The organism is Edaphobacter sp. (assembly GCF_028283685.1).
GTDB lineage: Bacteria > Acidobacteriota > Terriglobia > Terriglobales > Acidobacteriaceae > Edaphobacter.
In genome coordinates this window covers 96,299-115,314 of sequence record NZ_JAPWKF010000004.1, presented here as the reverse complement: position 1 = coordinate 115,314, position 19,016 = coordinate 96,299, and the positions used below count along the sequence as shown (strand labels likewise).

Below are 19,016 nucleotides of genomic sequence, written 5' to 3'. Positions count from 1 at the left end.
TGAAAGGCTGCACGGAATGCTTTTATACCCGCAATTACCCGGACTATTAGCGCATCTCATCAGCAAATGCATTTACTCGTCAGGAGGGGTATAGTAGTCGTCGATAAGGAATTTCCTTATGCACTTCATCAAATATTTTTGCTGGAAATGAACGTTCAAACTGAGATGAATCGACACAAAAATCAGATAGCGTCTTCGGGCCCGGCAACGATCAAAGATGTTGCGATCCTGTCAGGAGTCTCCGTCGGCAGCGTATCGAATGTTTTGAACGGACGGGCGAGTGTCAAGCCTGCCGTTCGTAACCGTATTGTGGCTGCAATTGAGCAGCTGGATTACCGGCCGAATCGCAGGGCACAGAATCTGGCGAAGAATTCAACGCCGGTGCTCTCCTTTATCCTTAGCAATCGCGACCTCCACGATCCGTTTCACTCTCGCATTCTTGAGGGCGTCAGCAGGCGCTGTGATGCCACCGACTTTTACGTCTTATTTTCGAAGCTCTCTTACGGTCCCGATCTTCCAATACAGAACATTCCCCTGCCTCCGGCAGTACGTGCTCGTGGCATGGCCGAGTGCGTCGTTCTGGCAGGAACCAACTACCCGAACCTTATTGAAGCACTTGAGCAGCGAGGCGTTCCTTATGTGGTTCTGGCGAACAACCTAGTCGGAGACAAGCGCGAGTCTCCTGTCGATCAGGTGCGCTTTGATGACACTGCAGCCGCGCAGGAAGCTACGCGTTATCTCATCAAGATGGGACATCGAGATATCTGGTACATCGGCGATACTTCACTTCCATGGTTCAACCATCGCTATGAGGGATACCGTTTGGCCATGCAGGAGAAGGGTCTCACTCCACGCGCCCAGACCGCTGCTATCTCTGACGATCGATTCATCAATGGCTTTCGCTATACCAGTTCCATCCTGAAAGAGAAACATCCTTTAACCGCAATCTTCGCGGGCACGGACGAGATTGCATACGGCTGCTGGGAGTTCCTGCAACAAGAGTCGATCAGCGTCCCGGAGCAGGTAAGCATTATCGGATTTGATGACCAGCGAGGTCCCTACAAAGGCTTAGGCCTGACCACAGTCAGAGTCGAGGCAGAGACAATCGGTGACCGCCTTGCCGAAATGGCAATCAACAAGGTGAGACATCCAGAACGTCACTATCCTGAGGTCGTTATCCCTACACAGCTTGTGAAACGCGGCACCTGCCAGCCTCCCACAAGCCAGCGTTCAACGATCCTCACGGCAGGAACACGTCACCAACGCGCTCGCAATAAATTGCCTCCAAAATCAGCTGCTGACTTGATGTAGCGTCATCAAGTTCTCTGGCCAGTGCGATGCTTACCTTTCATCCGATAAGTTGCGAAGACATAATTTTTCCGTCCTGTCCTTGTTCCCGTACTCAATCGGCATCTCGGCGGCGCGGAGGAAAGTTCACGGAGAAGGGGAGAGACTATGCGTCATGTCAGGATACCCGTAGGGCATGACCTCCTACGCGGAATAAGGCTTCCGGGCAATTTGACGATGTTGGAGGGTGACTTGGAGCGGGAGACGGGGATCGAACCCGCAACCAACGGCTTGGGAAGCCGCTACTCTACCATTGAGCTACTCCCGCTCTATGTCGCGATTATAGCGTCTTCATAGCGACCCTGGACATCGGAGGCAGCCTCTTGTTTCAGCAACCCAATCTCTCTTTTGCGTTGCCTCGCCATTTCCTGAATGATCTTGGCCACACAATGACTCGCGCTCGGCAAAATACTTCACCATTGTGTGCCACCTTCGTGATCGAGTAGGGCGGAGGCTCTCAATGGCTGAATGCGCAGCCAGCGATATCGCAACGACTACGCTACGCCCCTCCACGAAAGGTGAGAGCAGTTGCTGGATTACCTTCGTCCGAAGTACGTAGAAATATTCAATTGTTGTGAATGCGAAAAGCCAGCGGTTCGGCTCTGAAAGAGGTTCCGTTCAGCCGCGAAACCTTCAGCAGTACCTCGAAATACGGGAGCTGGTCGCCGGAGTGAAACCTCTGCTTCAGTGTTTGCAGGCCCTCCTCCGAGGTCATAAACTCCGCCGCTGCTCCCGTGGCATCGGAATCGGTTCCCGCCAGAACCATCACCCACCCGGTCTGGCTGGGATTCGGAAGATAGGCCACGATGCTGTAGACGGTCGAAAGATTGGGTTGCGCCAATGGGGTATAGGCCGCTTGCTCTCCCTTTTCCGGGTCCCGGTTCGTCACCTTGACTCCGTGCACCTTCGGGTCATAATCCACCGTAAAATTCAGCCGTTTTTCAATCAGCCCGACCCAGGGGTTTGCCTTCCTGCCACCGATCAAAATCACGTTGTGGCTCTTGATCGAATCGGCGTTATAAAGAAGCCCAAGGGTCATTCGCAACGAGGGCACAATCGGCTTCAAGCCCATGATCTGTTGTGCTGCATTAAAATCACCCAGCGTGACCAGGTTATGCCCGAAGATCGTATTTAAGGCCTGCCGGCGATCGGAGCTTATCTTCTCATCGCTTGTCTGGGGGATAAAATTTCCCTCTAGATAGTCGTTCAACGACATCTCCTTCCCCAGCATCTCCTCGCTCATGCTCAACGAAGCATCCGGTAAAACGATGTCAGTCTGTGGGGCCGCCTTCGCAAGATTCGACCAGAATTCGACTACTGTTGGCTCGCTGTCCAACAGGCTCGTCCCGCGTCGAAGGGTATGGTTCTGCCACAACAACGCACCGCATAACACGCCCAGCGTCGCCGTCACCGCAATCCACCCCCATGGCCGGCCACGCCTAACAGCACGCTCTACTGTCACGGTGGGAGGCAACACCAAGGGGTCAGCCGCAGCCACTGTCATCGCAAGAGGCGCAGCACTCTGCCTGCGGCGGAAGACCGGTCCGTAGCCGCCCTTGGGAATCGAGAAGATCCACGGCTCCTCTGCGCCCTCGCCGTTAAAATACGCATCGATGCGCTTGCGCAGCTCCGACGCATTCACCCTGACGATGTTGTCCTGACTGCGGTCATAGCTCGGCGACCGCCCAAAGACCCTGACACCGATCTCCTGCTCGTGGATCTCCGGAACGCCGTCCTTCAGCGACTCATTTCCTACATACAGCAGAAAGTCGCGCAGCCTGGCCGACCGGGCAAACTGTGCGCTCGCAGCAACGCGGTCGATCAGAGCCCGACGCTCCGCCGTGTCCGGCTGTGCATCGCTCACATCTTCCACAAATATCTCCGACCGCGAACCCATGATCACCTTGCTTACTGGCGGAATAAAGTCTAGCACCTTGAAAATACGACCGGCATCGAACCTTACCGTTCATCGCGAGAACCGAACTTGCGGGTTGGGGCTACCACCAATAACGCTTTATTTACAGATACTTACATCTCCTCTTAACAGGTAAAGACCTTCCCTTTCCGGTAAATTAACTTGCCCGTTGTTTTCTGGAAAATCGAGGATGGCTGCCGTTCATAAAACAAAGGTTTTTTTGTTCGATTCTTTGGAGGCAGCATCATGATCAGGCACTTCTCGCATCGCGCAGGGCGATATCTCTCCCTTGCCGCAATGCTTCTCTCTCTGGCAACGGTCACCTTGCAGGCACAGCGATATCTCGGCAGCATCCAGGGAGAAGTCAAAGACTCCACCGGCGCCGTCGTTCCCAACGTCCAGGTCACGGCGGAAGAGTCGGCCACCCACTTCAAGTCGACCGTCACCACCAACAACGCCGGAGCATACATCTTCCCCTCGCTGAATCCCGGCACTTACAGCGTCACTGCTACCGGCAACGGCTTCCGGTCCGAGACCCACACCAGCCTTATCCTTACCGCCGGTGCTCTCCAACAGTCCGACTTCAGCCTTCAGCCCGGCACCTCCACCGAGGTCGTCAACGTCTCCGCCGCCCAGACATCGCTGCTCGACTCCGGATCGCCCAACATCGCCACAACTCTCAGCGCACAAGAGGTCACCGATCTCCCCAACGTCGGCCGCAACCCGTTCGTCATGGCGACCATGGCCGCGGGCATTACCACCGGCGCTTATGCTCAGAGCAAATCCAGCCAGTTCACCAACCCTTTCAGTGGTGTCTCCGTCCAGGTAGTCGCCGCAGGCAACTCGGGACATAATCGCCTGACGCTCAACGGCATTCCGGATGATCCCGCAGAGCGCCTCTCCGGTGCCAGCTACACTGGCTTCGTCCCCTCACCCGAGGCCGTACAGGAGGTCAAGGTCCAGACCTCGATCTTCGATGCCCAGGTCGGGCATGGCAATGGAACGGTCACCAATACCGTCATCCGCACCGGAACGAACAAGCTTCACGGCGCAGCCTACTACGTCTTCCAGAACACCTATCTCAACGCCAATACCTACGAGAAGGTCCCCAACCAGAACGTGGCCACCAGTGCACGCACGCCGCGCAACAACGACCAGCTCAGCCAGACCGGCTTCGTCGTCGACGGCCCCGTCTATATTCCCAAGATCTACGATGGCCGCGACAAGACCTTCTTCATGGTCTCCTTCGAGCGCTATGCCTCACACACCGCAATCAACTACTCGGCCCGCGTCCCCACTGCTGCCGAGCGTACCGGAGACTTCTCGGCACTCTGCACCGGCGGCTTCAACTCCGCCGGACTCTGCCAATCGGGCGTGCAGATCTACGATCCCACCTCGCCGGTAGATGCCAACGGCAACCGCACCGCTTACTTCGCCAACAACAACATCGCACCTCGCATCAGTGCCAGCGGCGCCGCGCTGCTCGCCTACCTGCCGTCGCCCAATGTCCCCGGCGCAACCACCTTCACCAACCCCAACTACATCTCCACGCAGACCTCCTACCCCAGCACCTATCCCTCCTTCATCGTTCGCATCGATCACGCCATCAGCTCGAAGAACACGATCAGCGCCATCCTCTTCCGCTCCGGCCTCACCCAGAACTACCCGATGCAGGGCTTTCCCAAAGGTATCGGGCCCACAGGTTATGGATACAGCGTCTATCGCAACAACCGCGGTGGCAGCATCGACGACGTACATCAGTTCTCCTCATCGCTCGTGCTTGACTCCCGCCTAGGCGTCCTCTGGCACCCCTTCGGCCTCGTCTACCCCGGCAATCAGAACTTCGACCTCAGCTCCCTCGGTATGTCCAGCACCGGCCTGCCCTATGTCACCTTTCCAGGCGTCAGCTTCTACAGCGACGCGACCAACACCGGTTCCGGGAATAGCGATGGATACGCCGGACTCGCTGCCGGTGCAGGTGGTCAGATCAGCACCAACATGACCGCTGCGCTCGCCGAGATTCTTACCAAGTCCATCGGCCATCACACACTTCGCTTCGGCTTCGAAGGCAATCTGATCCGCTACAACGTGCAGAACCCGCAGAGCGGCTTCGGCGCCTTCGGCTTCGATCGCCGCTTCACGCAGAAGAACTCCGTCACGACCAACGTCGGCGCGGACGCCAGCTCGGGCGATGCCGTCGCCTCCATGTTGCTGGGCTACCAGACCACGGCGACCTACAACATCAGTGCGGCTTATGCCCTCAACCAGGTCTACACCGCTCCCTTCGTCCAGGACGACTGGCGCTTCACCAACAAGCTGACTCTCAACCTCGGCGTTCGCTGGGACTACGAGTCGCCCTTCACCGAGCGCTATAACAAGCAGGTCGCCGGGTTCTGCTTCACCTGCGTCAACCCGCTGCAGAACTCCGTCACCGGACTCACCCTCAACGGCGGCCTGCAGTACACCAGCGCCAGTAACCGTTACCCCTACAAGCAGGACTGGAACAACTGGCAGCCACGCCTCGGCTTCGCCTATCAGGCGTTGCCCAACACGGTCTTCCGCGGCGGCTTTGGCATCATCTACTTCAACACGCTGGAGAACCCTATCGGCACCGGCTTCAGCCAGACCACCAGCTACAACAACTACAGCACCAGCGCTCCGCTCAACAGCCTTAACAACGCATTTCCCACCGGAGTACAGGCCGCCACCGGCAGCTCGCTCGGTCTCTCTACCGCGCTCGGCCAGAACATCAGCTTTGTCGACCAGACCCATGTGCAGCCCAAGAGCGTACAGTACTCGGCCAGCATGCAGCAGCAGTTGCCTGGCAGCATGACGCTGCAGCTTGCCTACGTCGGCACGCGCCCCACCCGGCTTGAGGTCAACCGCAACATCAATTACCTGCCGCAGCAGTATTACGATCAGGGCGCAGCCAACGTCACCTATCTCAACGCAGCCATTGCAAACCCCATGGCTGGCAAGTTTACGGGGACGACCACCCTCAACAACGCCACCGTGGCTCGCAACCTCCTTCTGCTTCCCTACCCCGAGTTCGGCTCCGTCACGCAGTCCTATTCGTCGGTCGGCAGCGCTCCCTATAACTCACTGCAGATCCAGGTGCAGCGCCCCATGAAGAACCACTTCTCGGTGCAGGGTAATCTGACCTGGTCGAAGACCATGCTGCACACCAGCTACCTCAACGCCTTCGCATCCAGGCTGGCCTCCATCCAGGATGCGAACGCAACCATCGTCGCCAACATCTTCGGTACCGTCGAGCTGCCCAAGTTCTCCTCCATGAACTTCGTCAGCCGCACACTGCTGGGCGGCTGGCAGCTCAACAGCGTTCTGCGCGCGCAGAACGGCCCGCTACTCAACGCTCCATCCAACGTCGACATAATCGGCAACCCGCGCCAGAGCAACCCTACCTACGGTCGCTACTTCAACACCTGCTACCAGAACACCAGTGGCGTCAATGTTGCCTCAACCGCCAGCGCACCGGCCTGCGACGCGCTCTCTCCCACACCCGCATTCCGCCAGCGGCTGGCCTACACCACGCAGCACAACAGTACCGTCATGAACATCCGCGCACGCATTCATCCTTTGCTCGACGCCTCGCTCTTCAAGCAGTTCAAGATCCACGAAGGAACCAGCTTCGAGATCCGCGGCGAGTTCTTCAACATCCTCAACACGCCAAACTTCAACTCGCCGGGTAGCACCATCGGCAGCTCTACCTTCGGCCAGGTTGTGCTCACGCAGGCCAACGATCCTCGCATCGGCCAGTTGACCGCACGTATCAACTTCTAATCCCTATCGATGCCGCGGCTGGCCACAAACCAGTCGCGGCTTTATCCTTGCGCGCTGCGAGTCTTCACCCCTCACCGGCCTACAATCAACCCTCCAGGAAAGGAACACAAACCTGATGTTTTCTTGCCGGGCTCTGGTCTCCCTCAGCCTGTTTGGCGTCTCTGCCATGTCCCTGTCGCAGCAGCCTGCAGCCACGACTGCATCTCCTGCTCCTGCAAAAGATACGCTCTCCAGCCTGCGCGCGGGCTTCCGGAATCCCCCGCCCCAGGCCCGTCTGCGGTGTTACTGGTGGTGGCTCAATGGCAATACCGACAAGGCAACCATCACCCATGACCTGGAAGAGATGAAGGCCAAGGGTTTCGGCGGAGCCCTGCTCGTCGACGCCAACGGCGCCAGCCAGGAGGGCAATCGCCCTGTCCCCGCCGGGCCACAGTTTGGCTCGCCCGCATGGACCGAGCTTTACCTCCACGCCCTGCGCGAGGCGGACCGCTTCGGACTCGAGATCACCCTCAACATCATGAGCGGATGGAACCTCGGCGGTCCCACAGTCACTCCCGAAGATGCATCCAAGCTCCTCACCTTCAGTCGTACCACGATTCAGGGCGGCAAGCCGCTTGAGCTCGCGGTTGCGAAGCCACCCAGCAAAAACGGCTTCTATCGCGACATCGCTCTGCTCGCCTATCCGCTGCACCACGGCACCCCACTCGCGCCACAGCCTGACGCTCGTCAGGGCGATCATCACACCGCAGCCGAGCAGAAGCACGACGACACCCTCTCACCCACAGTCCTCTATCGCGCCGCTGCCGCCGAGAGCGGCTTCAGTATGCCCGACACGACGAACATGCTCGACGATGGCCTCGCCACCTCCTTCAAAGGGGACAAGACATACGCCGACGCTTCACTCAAAGATGTCCGTCTCCTCAAGCTTGACGCCAGCGGCAAGGCGCACATCGATCTCCCCGCAGGTCAGTGGGAGCTACTCCGTATCGGCTACACCGATTCCGGCGCACTCGTCTCCACCTCCAGCGACACCTGGCAAGGCCTTGCGATCGACCACCTCAGCAAGTCTGCGTTCAATCACTACTGGGACGCTAACGTGCAGCACCTTGTTATCGCCGCAAAGCCCTACAAAAGTCTGAAGTATCTCGCCACCGACAGCTGGGAGCTGGGTGGAACCAATTGGACAGACGGCTTCCGCGAAGAGTTCATCGCCCGGCGCGGCTACGATCCAGTCCCTTATCTGCCCATCGTCGCAGGCCGTATTCTTGGCGACCGCTCCGTCTCCACACGCTTTCTCACCGACCTCCGCCGCACCGTCGCCGATCTCATCGCTGATAACCACTACGACAACTTCGCTGCCCACGCCAAAAAATATGGGCTTGGCACGCAGGCCGAAAGCGGCGGCCCTCACGGCGCTCCCATCGATGCACTCGAAACTTTCCGCCATGCCGCTGTGCCACAGACTGAATTCTGGTCGCAGAACCCTCACCGTGCCGACGACAAGGAACGTTTCTTCACCAAGGAAGCCGCCAGCGCCGCGAATATCTACGGCAAGCGCTTCGTCGCTCAGGAAGGCGAGACCTCCATCGGCCCCCAATGGAGCGAGTCACTCGCCGCCGACCTCAAGCCGTCCTTCGACATGGGCATCACCGAGGGCATGAACCGTCTCGTCTGGCATGAGTTCACCTCAAGCCCAGCCAGCACCGGACTCCCCGGCCAGGAGTACTTCGCCGGAACGCACCTTAACCCCAAGATCACCTGGTGGAACGCAGGCCGTCCCTTCTTCGACTACCTCAATCGCATGCAGTTCCTCATGCAGCAGGGCACCCCCATCAACGATGTCCTCTACGACTACGGCGACAACGTGCCGAGCTTCGTGCGCTACAAGGCGGACGATCCTGCACATGTCCTTCCCGGCTACGACTACGACGTCACCAATCAGGATGCTCTTCTCCACGACATCCGTATCGAGGGCGCCTACCTGGTCTCGCCGTCAAATGTTCGCTGGCGCGTGCTTGCCCTTCCCCGCAGCCGTCGTCTCTCGCTCGAAACACTTGAACTCGTCGACCGCTATCTTCACAGCGGCGGCACCGTCGTCTCGCTGCCGCCGCTCTCGCCCACCGGCAACGTCACCGCGGCAACGCAGAGCCGCTACAACGTACTCGTCGCCTCCATCTGGCACTCCTGCGAGCAGGGCGGCCACACCGTTGGCACCGGCCATCTCTTCTGCAGCAACGACACCCACGCGGCACTGGCGCAGCTCAACATCAAGGCGGACGTAGAACTTCCCACGGCTCAACTTCTCGCCTCCAGCAACAAGGGCATCGACTACGTCCACCGCCACACAGCAGCCGCAGAGATCTATTTCCTGCGCAACGCCGCAGCCACACCAACAACCTTTCCAGCCATCTTCCGCGCCACCGGCCAGGCAGAGCTTTGGGATCCCGTCGCTGGAGTCACCCATTCCATCCCGACAACATCTACGACGGATCACCGCAGCCAGCTTTCGCTCTCGCTTCCCGCCTTTGGATCCGCCGTGGTTGTTTTTACCTCCCACAGCACCTCATCTGTCGTACCGCAACCTGTCCGCACCGAGTCCCTCCAGCTCCACGCACCATGGTCGCTCCACATCGACGGTGTCGCGCCAATCGTCCTGAAAGACCTCGTCAGCTGGACACAGTTGGAGTCGATAAAATATTTCTCCGGCACTGTGAACTACCGCGTTAGCATCATCGCGCCGAAGCTCAACCCTGGCGAAACCGCATGCCTGCGCTTCAGCAACGTGCATGAAATCGCCTCCGTCACCCTCAACGGCCAGGCGCAACCAGCTCTCTGGGCTGCGCCTTACACGACCTGCTTCGATTCCGCACTGCACTCCGGTACAAACGACCTGCGGATCTCTGTCACCAACCTCTGGCACAACCGCCTTATTGGAGATGCGCAACCGGGCGCTCACATAACAACAAAAACTAATATCGCCAGGCCTGCCGCGAATGATCCCTTGTTACCGTCCGGACTCCTCGGACCAGCAGAATGGGTGATCGAGAGATAAGCAGCTCGGCTATAAACCTACCCGTGAATCATTAATGCCGTGAATCTTGGTTCTGATACACGGCAGTTGGGCGCACTCTACTTCGTGAGCCGTTATCCGCTCGCCGGAGAGAAGACTATCTATCCGTTCTCGCAGAACGGATAGCGTTGCTTACCGTGTGAGATAGGACTTGAAGCACAGACAGCAAGTCCCTTACCCGTTTTCAGATCTGCCAATAATCCTACAAACGTCGGCTCTTGCTCCTCTCTTGCGATGAGACCGTTACCAGGCTCATGGTCGCCATCCAAAAGCAAAAGGAATGCGGGCCTTCGATTTGTACGCTGGGTAACTGAAGCAAACAAAATTTCTATCACCCACGAAAAAATTTCAATTAGACATAGCTGGCAGAAGACTCTACGCTCTAGGTATTCAAGAGATATTCATACGGCATACCCAAATGCTTTGTGTCTCCGCCTGCCACTCCTGAGCGGGATTCTCCCGCCTAGATAGCCTCTGCTGTATGTCGTACGCGCCATAAGAGAGTCAGAACCGTCCTTCTGTGCCGCCCCGCTACGCTGCCAGAAGTAGCTACCTCTACATTCCGAATCTAGAAAAACAAGCGGTGCTGCACGCAGCAACTGCGCGATCCCGTATTCCCATTACATGAGGTTCTCTATTCATGAAGAGGCTTTACCGCGTTGTATCGGTTGTTTTGTTCTCCCTTGCGCTGGCTGTCAGCAGCTACGCCCAGCAGACTGGAATCTCCGGCAGAGTCTCTGACTCTCAGGGAGCAGTCATCGCTGGAGCAAATGTTGAAGTTCGCGGAGCAGGTGGCGGTGTCGTCAAGACCAAGACCACCGATGCCGGCACCTACCTCGTTCCCTCCCTGACTGCAGGCGATTACATTGTCACCATCACTGCTCCCGGATTCAACACCGTGCAGACCAAGGTTTCGATGCTCGTCGGTCAGACTCCTGACGTCACAACGACGTTGCCGCTTGCGAGCGCCAACGATACCGTGGTGGTTAGCGCCGAAGATATCGCCGTCGATACGACCTCTTCTACAGTCGCGGGCAACATCACTCCCGACGATGTCAAAGATATGCCGATCAACGGGCGCAACTACATGGAACTCTCGCAGCTTGTTCCTGGCGTGCGCGTCAATGCGATCACCAACGACACGCCTCTTGGCGGCAACAACTCTGGCAAATTTCAGATCAACCTCGACGGCCTGCAGGTGACTCAGGACACAGCCGACGCCAGCTTTGGGCAGCCGCGCTTTTCCCCTGATGCCATCTCGCAGTTTCAGATCATCACCAATCGCTTTGATGCGACCCTGGGACGCTCCTCTGGCGTTTACGTCAATGTGCAGTCAAAGACCGGAAGCAACGCGATTCATGGCACCGTCTTCGGATACTTCCGCAACGACGCCTTCAACGCAGCCGATCCGATTGCAAAGAGCGTGACCGCGCTCTCCGATCAGCAGTACGGCGGCACCTTCGGTGGCCCAATCAAAAAAGACAAGATGTGGTACTTCGGCTCTTATGAGGGTGAGCACCAGGCATCCAGCGTTCCGTCGACGCCCATCGCAACCAATCAGACCATCACCGTTCCGCAGACGATTACAGTGAATGAGTACCTTGGCCGTGGCGATTGGCAGCCAACACAAAAGGACCGCATCTTCCTCCGTGGCAATGGATTCACCTTCAAGAACAACAACGTCGTCGCCTCCGGCACCACGGACCCATCGAGCTTCTATTACGCCACTCGCATGAACTATGGCTTTCTCGGGGACTGGAATCACCAGATCAGCTCCAAGATGGTGAATGAGCTCCACGGCGGCCTTAGCCACTTCCAATGGCAGAACCTGCCGGCGTACTCGACGCTTGCCATGACCTTCGCCGGCGTCACCGATCGGCCCGACGGAAGCTCTGGTGGTGCGTTGACGATTGGCGGCCCCTACAACTACCCGCAGATCTTCTATCAGAACGTGCAGCAATATCGCGACGATCTCTATTACCTCACAGGCAAGCACTCCATCAAGGCTGGTGTGGAGTACATGCACACCTCACATACCGGATATTTCCAGCAGAATGTGCGCGGCACCGTTGGATCGGCAAACTGCCTTCCAGTGGACTACAAGCTGGCCTTCCCGAATGGCACAACCGATCCTGGAAGCTGGAACTACACCGAACTCAACCGTGCCTGCGCAATGGCAACTTTCACCCAGGGAGCTGGAAATTTCAACGTCGACATTCCACGTAACCAGATCGCTTTTTGGGTGCAGGATGACTGGAAGGTTCTCTCTAAACTCACGGTCAACCTCGGCGTGCGCTACGACAATGACATCGGTGCCTTCGCTCCGAATCTGAAGCTGAACAATGGTCTGCTGACGCCGAAGAGTGGTGACAACAATAACTTCGCTCCGCGCGTCGGCTTCAACTATGACCTCTTCGGTACGGGACGCACCGTAATCCGCGGCGGCGCCGGCATCTATTACTCCGATATCGCTGCCAACCAGACGATCGATATGCAGATCTTCAACGGTGTGACCTCGCAGCAGAACTCCATCACTGGAACAGCAGCAGCACCCCTCAATCTGCAGAGTCCGTTTGCAGCCTCCGTCACAACCCCACGTCAGGCACCGCAGCCTCTCGGTCCGAACGTGGTGACGCCGTGGGGATTGCAGATGACGCTGGGCGTGCAGCAACAACTGGATCGCAAAACGGTCTTGACGGCTGACTACGTTCACACTCGCGTGTACAGCGATTGGGTTCGTCTCAACTCAAACCTCATTCAGAACCCGAACAATCCTCAGTTCAACCTGAATCCAAGCGGAACCTATGCCGTCGGTACGGCACTCAATTGCCCAGCCAATGGTGTAACAGCGGATACGGATCCTGTAGCAGGACGACCCAACGTCTGCGCCGCAGCCTTCACCAACATCAATCAGTTCTTTACGCCAAGCAACGTCGGTTCCATCTATGACGCTCTTCAAATGGGCATTCGCCATTCGCTGAGCGGCGGCTTTGTTGGCGGCGTGGCTTACACCTATTCGCGCTACAAGAACAACTCGGAGTCCCCCTTCTACTATCCCAATAAGCCGTTCGTGAATGGTCTCAAGGATGAGTGGGCCAACGCGCAGGACGACCAGCGCCATACACTCACGGTCAACGGCAACTATCAGTGGAAGTTCGGCCTTTCGGTCTCCTCGCTCTTCCACTACGGCTCTGGCAATGCTTTCCCGACCATCGTTGGAACAGCACAGCCAACGGGCTATGCCCCCAGCTACAACCGCACCTTCGCCGCTGGTGTAACTCCGGTTCCGTACACCGCGTCCGGCAATCCCGTTACATCCGCGACGTGCGCTACGACGGCAACCAGCTGCGTTCGCGTCTACAACAATCCCAACGACAACTTTCTCGACACACAAACCGGTTACTGGATGACGAAGCGTAACGCGCTCTACGGCCGTAATGTCTATCGCCTCGATACGCGTCTGCAAGAGCGCCATCAGTTCGGCGAGCGCTATGCAGGCATCCTTGCAGTCGAGGCATTCAACCTTGCCAATCACTCCAACTACGGCAGCTACATCGCAACAGTGACCTCCAGCACGTATGGAGCAGCTACACAAACCACCTCTGCAGCAACAGGCGTACCGGTCGAATGGCGGCCTCGTTCTCTGCAGTTCGTCGCACGATTTGAGTTCTAACCCCAACAGCCTGCTTCTTCGATCCTTCAACCTAACGACGCGCAGTGAAATACACTGCGCGTCTTCCCTTGAGGAGAATCCATGTATCGCGCTTTACTTCGGATGAGTCTTCCTACCGCTGCCGCCTTCATCACTTCTGCCGTGGCCTTCGCTGCTCCCCAACCCAAGACCATTACCGTCAGCGAAGGAACCAACATGCAGGTGACGATCTCTCCAGATCACAAGAGCCTGCTCGTTAATATCCAGGGACTCATCTATTCCATGCCCGCCACTGGCGGCGCAGGCAAGCAGTTGACACAGCCCCTCCAGGAGGCATCGCATCCTGACTGGTCTTCGCATGGTGACCTTGTCGCTCTGCAAAGTTATGCGGGGGGCACGTTTCACATCTGGACGATGAAGCCCGATGGAACAGGACTGAAGCAGGTGACGACCGGTCATGGCGACGATCGAGAACCGCGCCTCTCCCCTGACGGAACCACCATCGCCTTCTCTTCCGACCGTGCCTTCAAAGGTTCGTATGACATCTGGACGGTCAAGACCGACGGGAGCGATCTGAAGCAGATTACCGACTCGCCGGCCGATGAATACGAACCCAACTGGGCGCATGACGGTAAGCATCTCGTCTTCGTATCAGGAGTTGGCATTCAGGCTAAGGCAATCGAGACCGTCGATCTCGCAGGTGGCCATGCTGCAACCATCGCGTCGGTCGATCCGACAAAGGCGCGCGTTGACGCACCAAGTTACTCGCCCGATGATTCAAAGATCGCCTATATCCTCTTCGATGGCGGCGGCATGTTTCTGGATAAAAGCCACGTTGTAGTGGCCTCTCCCAGCGCGGCCTCGACGCCGCTCTACACCGGAAAAGCAGATGACGCATTTCCGTTTCCTGCCGTATGGCTCACGAACAAGGAGCTTCTTTACACCGGCAGCGGCAAGATTATCAAAGCAGACATCGCATCGGACACGGAGAGCTCCGTCCCGTTCACCGCGGCAGTTCCCAGTACACGCCCCCAGTTCGCGCACAAGAAGTATGACTTCGATGAAACGTCGAAGCACCTTGTCAAGGGCATCTACGCTCCGACTCTCTCACCCGATGGCAAAAAGATTGCCTTCGTTGCTCTCAATCAGCTTTACCTGATGACCATCGGACAGGCTCCAGTGGCCCTCACCTCCGACACGTTCTACAAGCAGGGCCCCACCTTCTCCACCGACGGCAAATACCTTGCCTATATCTCCGATCGCGATGGCATCGAAAACATCTACGTTCACGACATGAGCCATGTTGATGCTGCAAACGACAAGCGTATCGCCCCCAGCGAAAGCGCGCAGATTATGCCTGCATGGTCTCCCGATGGAAAGATGATCGCATTTCAGGATCAGACCGGCGCTACCCTGCTGGCCGACGTCGCAACCGGAACCATCTCTCCGCTTGCTCCCATTACTTTTTTTCCTGGACGCGCAGCCTTCTCACCGAATGGAAAGAAGGTTGCCATCGCAACCATCAATCCGTACACCAAGCGCTTTCGTGAAGGCACCAGCGACATCCTGATGGTCGACCTTGCAACAAAGAAGACGAAATTTTACTCACCGGCACCATACGAATCCGTGACAACGCGAACCGAAGACGGTCCGATCTATGCCCCCAATGGCAAAGAGATCGCTTTTGTCCTGCGCGATCTTCTCTACACCATGCCAGTCGACGCTGATGGCGATCCCATCGGCAAGGCTGTAAAGCTGAACGACGAGACTACCGACGCACCGACGTGGTCCGGGGATTCGTCGAAGCTGCTCTATCTCTCGAACGGAAAACTTCGCCTCATCGATCGAGCCACGGGCAAGATCACACCTGTCCCTGTCGACCTCACCTTTACGCAGGCAAAGCCGACGCAAAAGCTTTTGATCCATGCGGGACAGTTCTGGAAAGGAAGCGGACCAGAGGTCATGAAGGATGTCGATATCCTCATCGTCGACAACCGGATCGTAAGCATCAAGCCGCACTCTGCGACTCCCTATGCGGGCGTGACGAAGACCATTGAGGCACCCAACTCAACCGTGATGCCAGGTTTGTTCGAGAACCATGTCCACGCAGACTCCGATAACGGCATCTACTACGGCGATCGCATGGGAAGGCTCTGGCTGATCTATGGCGTGACGGAGTTGCGCGGCATTGCAGACAACGCCTACCGCGCCCTGGAGCACCGCGAGAGCTACACGGCTGATGTCGCCACTGGCCCTCGTGTCTTCAACACCGGTGAGGCCGTCGATGGCGAGCGAGTCTACTATCCCATGATGATCGCAACGACATCGGAGGAGCAATTGCATCGTGAGTTTGGCCGCCTCAAGGCACTCGACTTCGATTTCGTGAAGCTTTATGTCCGTCTGCCATTTGCATGGGCGAAGGAAGGCATCGACTTCGCCCATTCTCAGATGGGCGTCGAGACCGCATCGCATTATCTTCTGCCCGCGGTATCACTCGGCGAAGACGGCATGAGTCACCTCTCCGCCACCTCACGCTGGGGCTGGGCTTACTCGCGATCACTCACCGGTCATTCTTACGGTGACGTCCGTAAGCTTCTCGTCGATTCGGGCATGTGGACGATCTCGACCACATTCTCTCAGGCTCCTTATGCTGACGATCCCGGCATGGCAACCGATCCACGTCAGGCAGTCGCTCCTCCCTGGGAGAATAAGCGGCTCAAGACTGCGGTGCAGATGGCAAGCAAGTCCGGCACGGAGACCATGATCGATCATCTGTCGGATGAAGAGTCCGTCGTCGCCGATGTTTACCACCAGGGCGGAATGATCGTGGCGGGAACCGATTCCCCGCTCGACATTCCGGCGACCAGCCTGCACATCAACCTTCGGGCGCAGGTGAAGTATGGTCATCTCGAACCATGGCAGGCACTGGAGACAGTCACCAGCATCCCGGCGAAGGCTTACGGGCTTTCCAGGGATCTCGGTACGCTGGAGCCAGGCAAACTCGCCGACCTCATCATCGTCTCCGGCGATCCCCTTAAGAACATCGAAGATGCTGCCAAGGTTCAGTGCGTAGCGAAGAATGGCAACCTCGAATCAGTCGGCGCGATTATGGCTCCATTTGCCAAGTCGACGAAAGGCGAGGATATCTGCCCAGCCAAATAACCAATCGCTCGTTGGCATAGCAGATCAAGGCATTCCCATTGCCCGCATTTCATTGGGAGGCCCCGATTCGTTCTTCACGAGCGGTCGTCATTGAACGCAAAAAGCAGAAGCCTCCGAACCCTGATGGATTCGGAGGCTTCTTTGTTAGTCGCAACGGTTCTCTACGGAATGTAGTAGCGCATGCCGGTGAACACCATGTTGTTGGTGCCCTTCGGTGCTCCGCCCTGTCCAGTCCAGGCCTCACGTGTGAGGTAGCTGTACTGCACCTGGTACTGAAGGCGGCCAAACCGCGGATTGCTGTAGAGACGGTAGGTGATGCCTGCCGTACCTTCAATGACAGCGCGGGTTGCGCCAAGGCAGTTTGCCGGCGTTCCCGGACCGTAGGGAGCAGAACCCGCCAGACCGTTGCCGGCAGCTGTGGGCAGCGTCTCAACGTTGCAACCTGCATTGTTGCCGGAGACAGGAGCGTAGCCGACGAGAACGCCGCTGGCATTCCTGTACGTGGTGCGCTGTGCATACTCGCCACCAGCGTAGCCAAAGATATCAAGCTTCGGCATGGGATGGGCTTCCAGCGAAATGAGGCCCTGATCCGACTTGATCGGAGCAAGCGTGCCATCAGGATGCACCGTGATATCAGGCAACGTCGAGGTGCCGTACCGACCCACTCCCGTACCCGTCATCATGTGAACGCCTACGTCGAGGTACTTGGTTGCGGGCATACGGATGTTGGCAAAGAAGCCGCCACCCGTCTTCGTATCGTTGACAGCTCCAGCCGAAGAGCCCGTGCCGCCAACACCGTTGGGGTAGTAGCGATCGCGGAACCAGCGTGCGATACCACCGGCTTCGAAGTGACCCAGCTTGCCATCGTAGGTACCCTTGACGACAACGTCCGGTGCAACGTTATTGGAGTAGTTCGCAGTGAGGTTGTAGAGGCCGCCGCCGGTTCCGGCGCTGCCGATGAAGAAGTTATTGGGCGAGTTGCTGGCCGAGTAGATGTACTCCGCCTGCTCGAGCGAGGCTGCTGCCGTCCATTTGCCAATCTTCTGCTGGAAGCGGATGGCGGGCTGACGAGCCCAGCTGAAACCGACGTGGTACTGCGCGTCGATCGTCATCGGCAGGTTTTCGGTCCGGTTGTCGGTGGACTTCTTGGTCTCTGTTACGAGCGACCACATCTGACCACCGGTCACGGCAAAACCACCCTGCGTGGCAGCCTGTCCCCAGATCTGGCGCTGACGGAGCGTATAGCTGTTGCTCTGGTTTTCGTTGGAGGTCGCGCCCGCCGAGAGGAAGTCAGCCTCAACGTAGCCGGATAGCTTGAACGGACCCGTATTTCCCTCGAAGAGAGCGCCGACGCGACTCTGACGTCCGGAGAAGTTCAGCTCGCTGACATGAGCCATACCAGCTCCCATGTAAGGCGTCGAGTTGAACGGCGTGTTGACGTCGGATGCCAGCGAACGCGAGCGCCAAACCGTTTCAAACGCGAAGAAGGCAACCGGGGTAATGGTGATGCCTTTATAGTGGAGCGTCGTCGGCGACTCAACCGACTCACGCAGATTTGCCTGCGTCGTGATCAGAGTATTCGACAAACCGCTGGTCGTAGCGACCATGTCCGTGACCTTGCTCTGCAGAGTATCCAGCGACTCCTTGTTGCTCTGAGACTCGGCGACGATGCTCTGCAGCTTCGCATTGGTCTCTGCTGTCTGTTCCTGGGCCGTCTGCACGCTGGTCTGTGTCGCCTGTAGCTTCGCGTCGCGATCAGCCAATTGCTGCTTCAGCTCATCGATCTGCGCCTGCATCTCCTGGCGAAGTGCCTGGATCTGAGCTGCAGTGGCATCTTGCTTGGGAGCGGTCTTCCGCGCGGCGGCACGATGTTTCGTCGTGGTTTGTGAGGTAGTGCTTGACTTGCCAGTCGATTGAGCCAGCGCTGGCACCGACATTGCCACCAGCAAAGATGCTGTGACAACACTCTTTAGCGTATTCATAGGGCCTTTCCCGTACCCGAATGCCTCATGGCGAAGCAAACGGGGTAAGCATGAAGTGCCGTGCGGATACATTGCCCACACGGCGAA

General features: G+C 57.6%; 7 protein-coding genes and 1 tRNA gene. 5 read left to right on the top strand and 3 right to left on the bottom strand.

Annotated features, from left to right (window positions below; genetic code table 11):
- Positions 1-66: 66 nt before the first annotated feature.
- Positions 67-1,311 carry a LacI family DNA-binding transcriptional regulator gene (locus PW789_RS05420; protein ID WP_299372583.1) on the top strand — a complete coding sequence of 415 codons (1,245 nt, stop codon included), beginning with the start codon at positions 67-69 and terminating at the stop codon, positions 1,309-1,311.
- A gap of 229 nt (positions 1,312-1,540) precedes the next feature.
- On the opposite strand, the gene PW789_RS05415 is transcribed toward PW789_RS05420, so the two are convergent.
- Positions 1,541-1,615 (bottom strand) — tRNA-Gly (locus tag PW789_RS05415).
- Positions 1,616-1,912: 297 nt separating this feature from the next.
- Positions 1,913-3,211, bottom strand: a complete 1,299-nt coding sequence (locus PW789_RS05410) for a hypothetical protein (protein ID WP_299372580.1) — start codon at positions 3,209-3,211, stop codon at positions 1,913-1,915.
- 297 nt (positions 3,212-3,508) lie between these two features.
- Here PW789_RS05410 and PW789_RS05405 point away from each other — a divergent pair, with 297 nt between their 5' ends.
- From PW789_RS05405 to PW789_RS05390, 4 genes are all read left to right on the top strand, one after another.
- Positions 3,509-7,063: a TonB-dependent receptor gene (locus PW789_RS05405; protein ID WP_299372577.1), complete on the top strand. Its 3,555-nt coding sequence runs from the start codon at positions 3,509-3,511 to the stop codon at positions 7,061-7,063.
- 115 nt (positions 7,064-7,178) lie between these two features.
- Positions 7,179-10,115, top strand: a complete 2,937-nt coding sequence (locus tag PW789_RS05400) for a glycosyl hydrolase (RefSeq protein WP_299372574.1) — start codon at positions 7,179-7,181, stop codon at positions 10,113-10,115.
- Positions 10,116-10,773: 658 nt separating this feature from the next.
- On the top strand, positions 10,774-13,806 hold the full coding sequence (locus PW789_RS05395; RefSeq protein ID WP_299372571.1) for a TonB-dependent receptor: 3,033 nt from the start codon (positions 10,774-10,776) through the stop codon (positions 13,804-13,806).
- Between the two features lie 81 nt (positions 13,807-13,887).
- A complete protein-coding gene (locus PW789_RS05390; RefSeq protein WP_299372568.1) occupies positions 13,888-16,947 on the top strand; it encodes an amidohydrolase family protein in 3,060 nt (1,019 codons plus the stop codon).
- Between the two features lie 161 nt (positions 16,948-17,108).
- On the opposite strand, the gene PW789_RS05385 is transcribed toward PW789_RS05390, so the two are convergent.
- Positions 17,109-18,929 carry a hypothetical protein gene (locus tag PW789_RS05385; protein WP_299372566.1) on the bottom strand — a complete coding sequence of 607 codons (1,821 nt, stop codon included), beginning with the start codon at positions 18,927-18,929 and terminating at the stop codon, positions 17,109-17,111.
- Between the last annotated feature and the right edge of the window lie 87 nt (positions 18,930-19,016).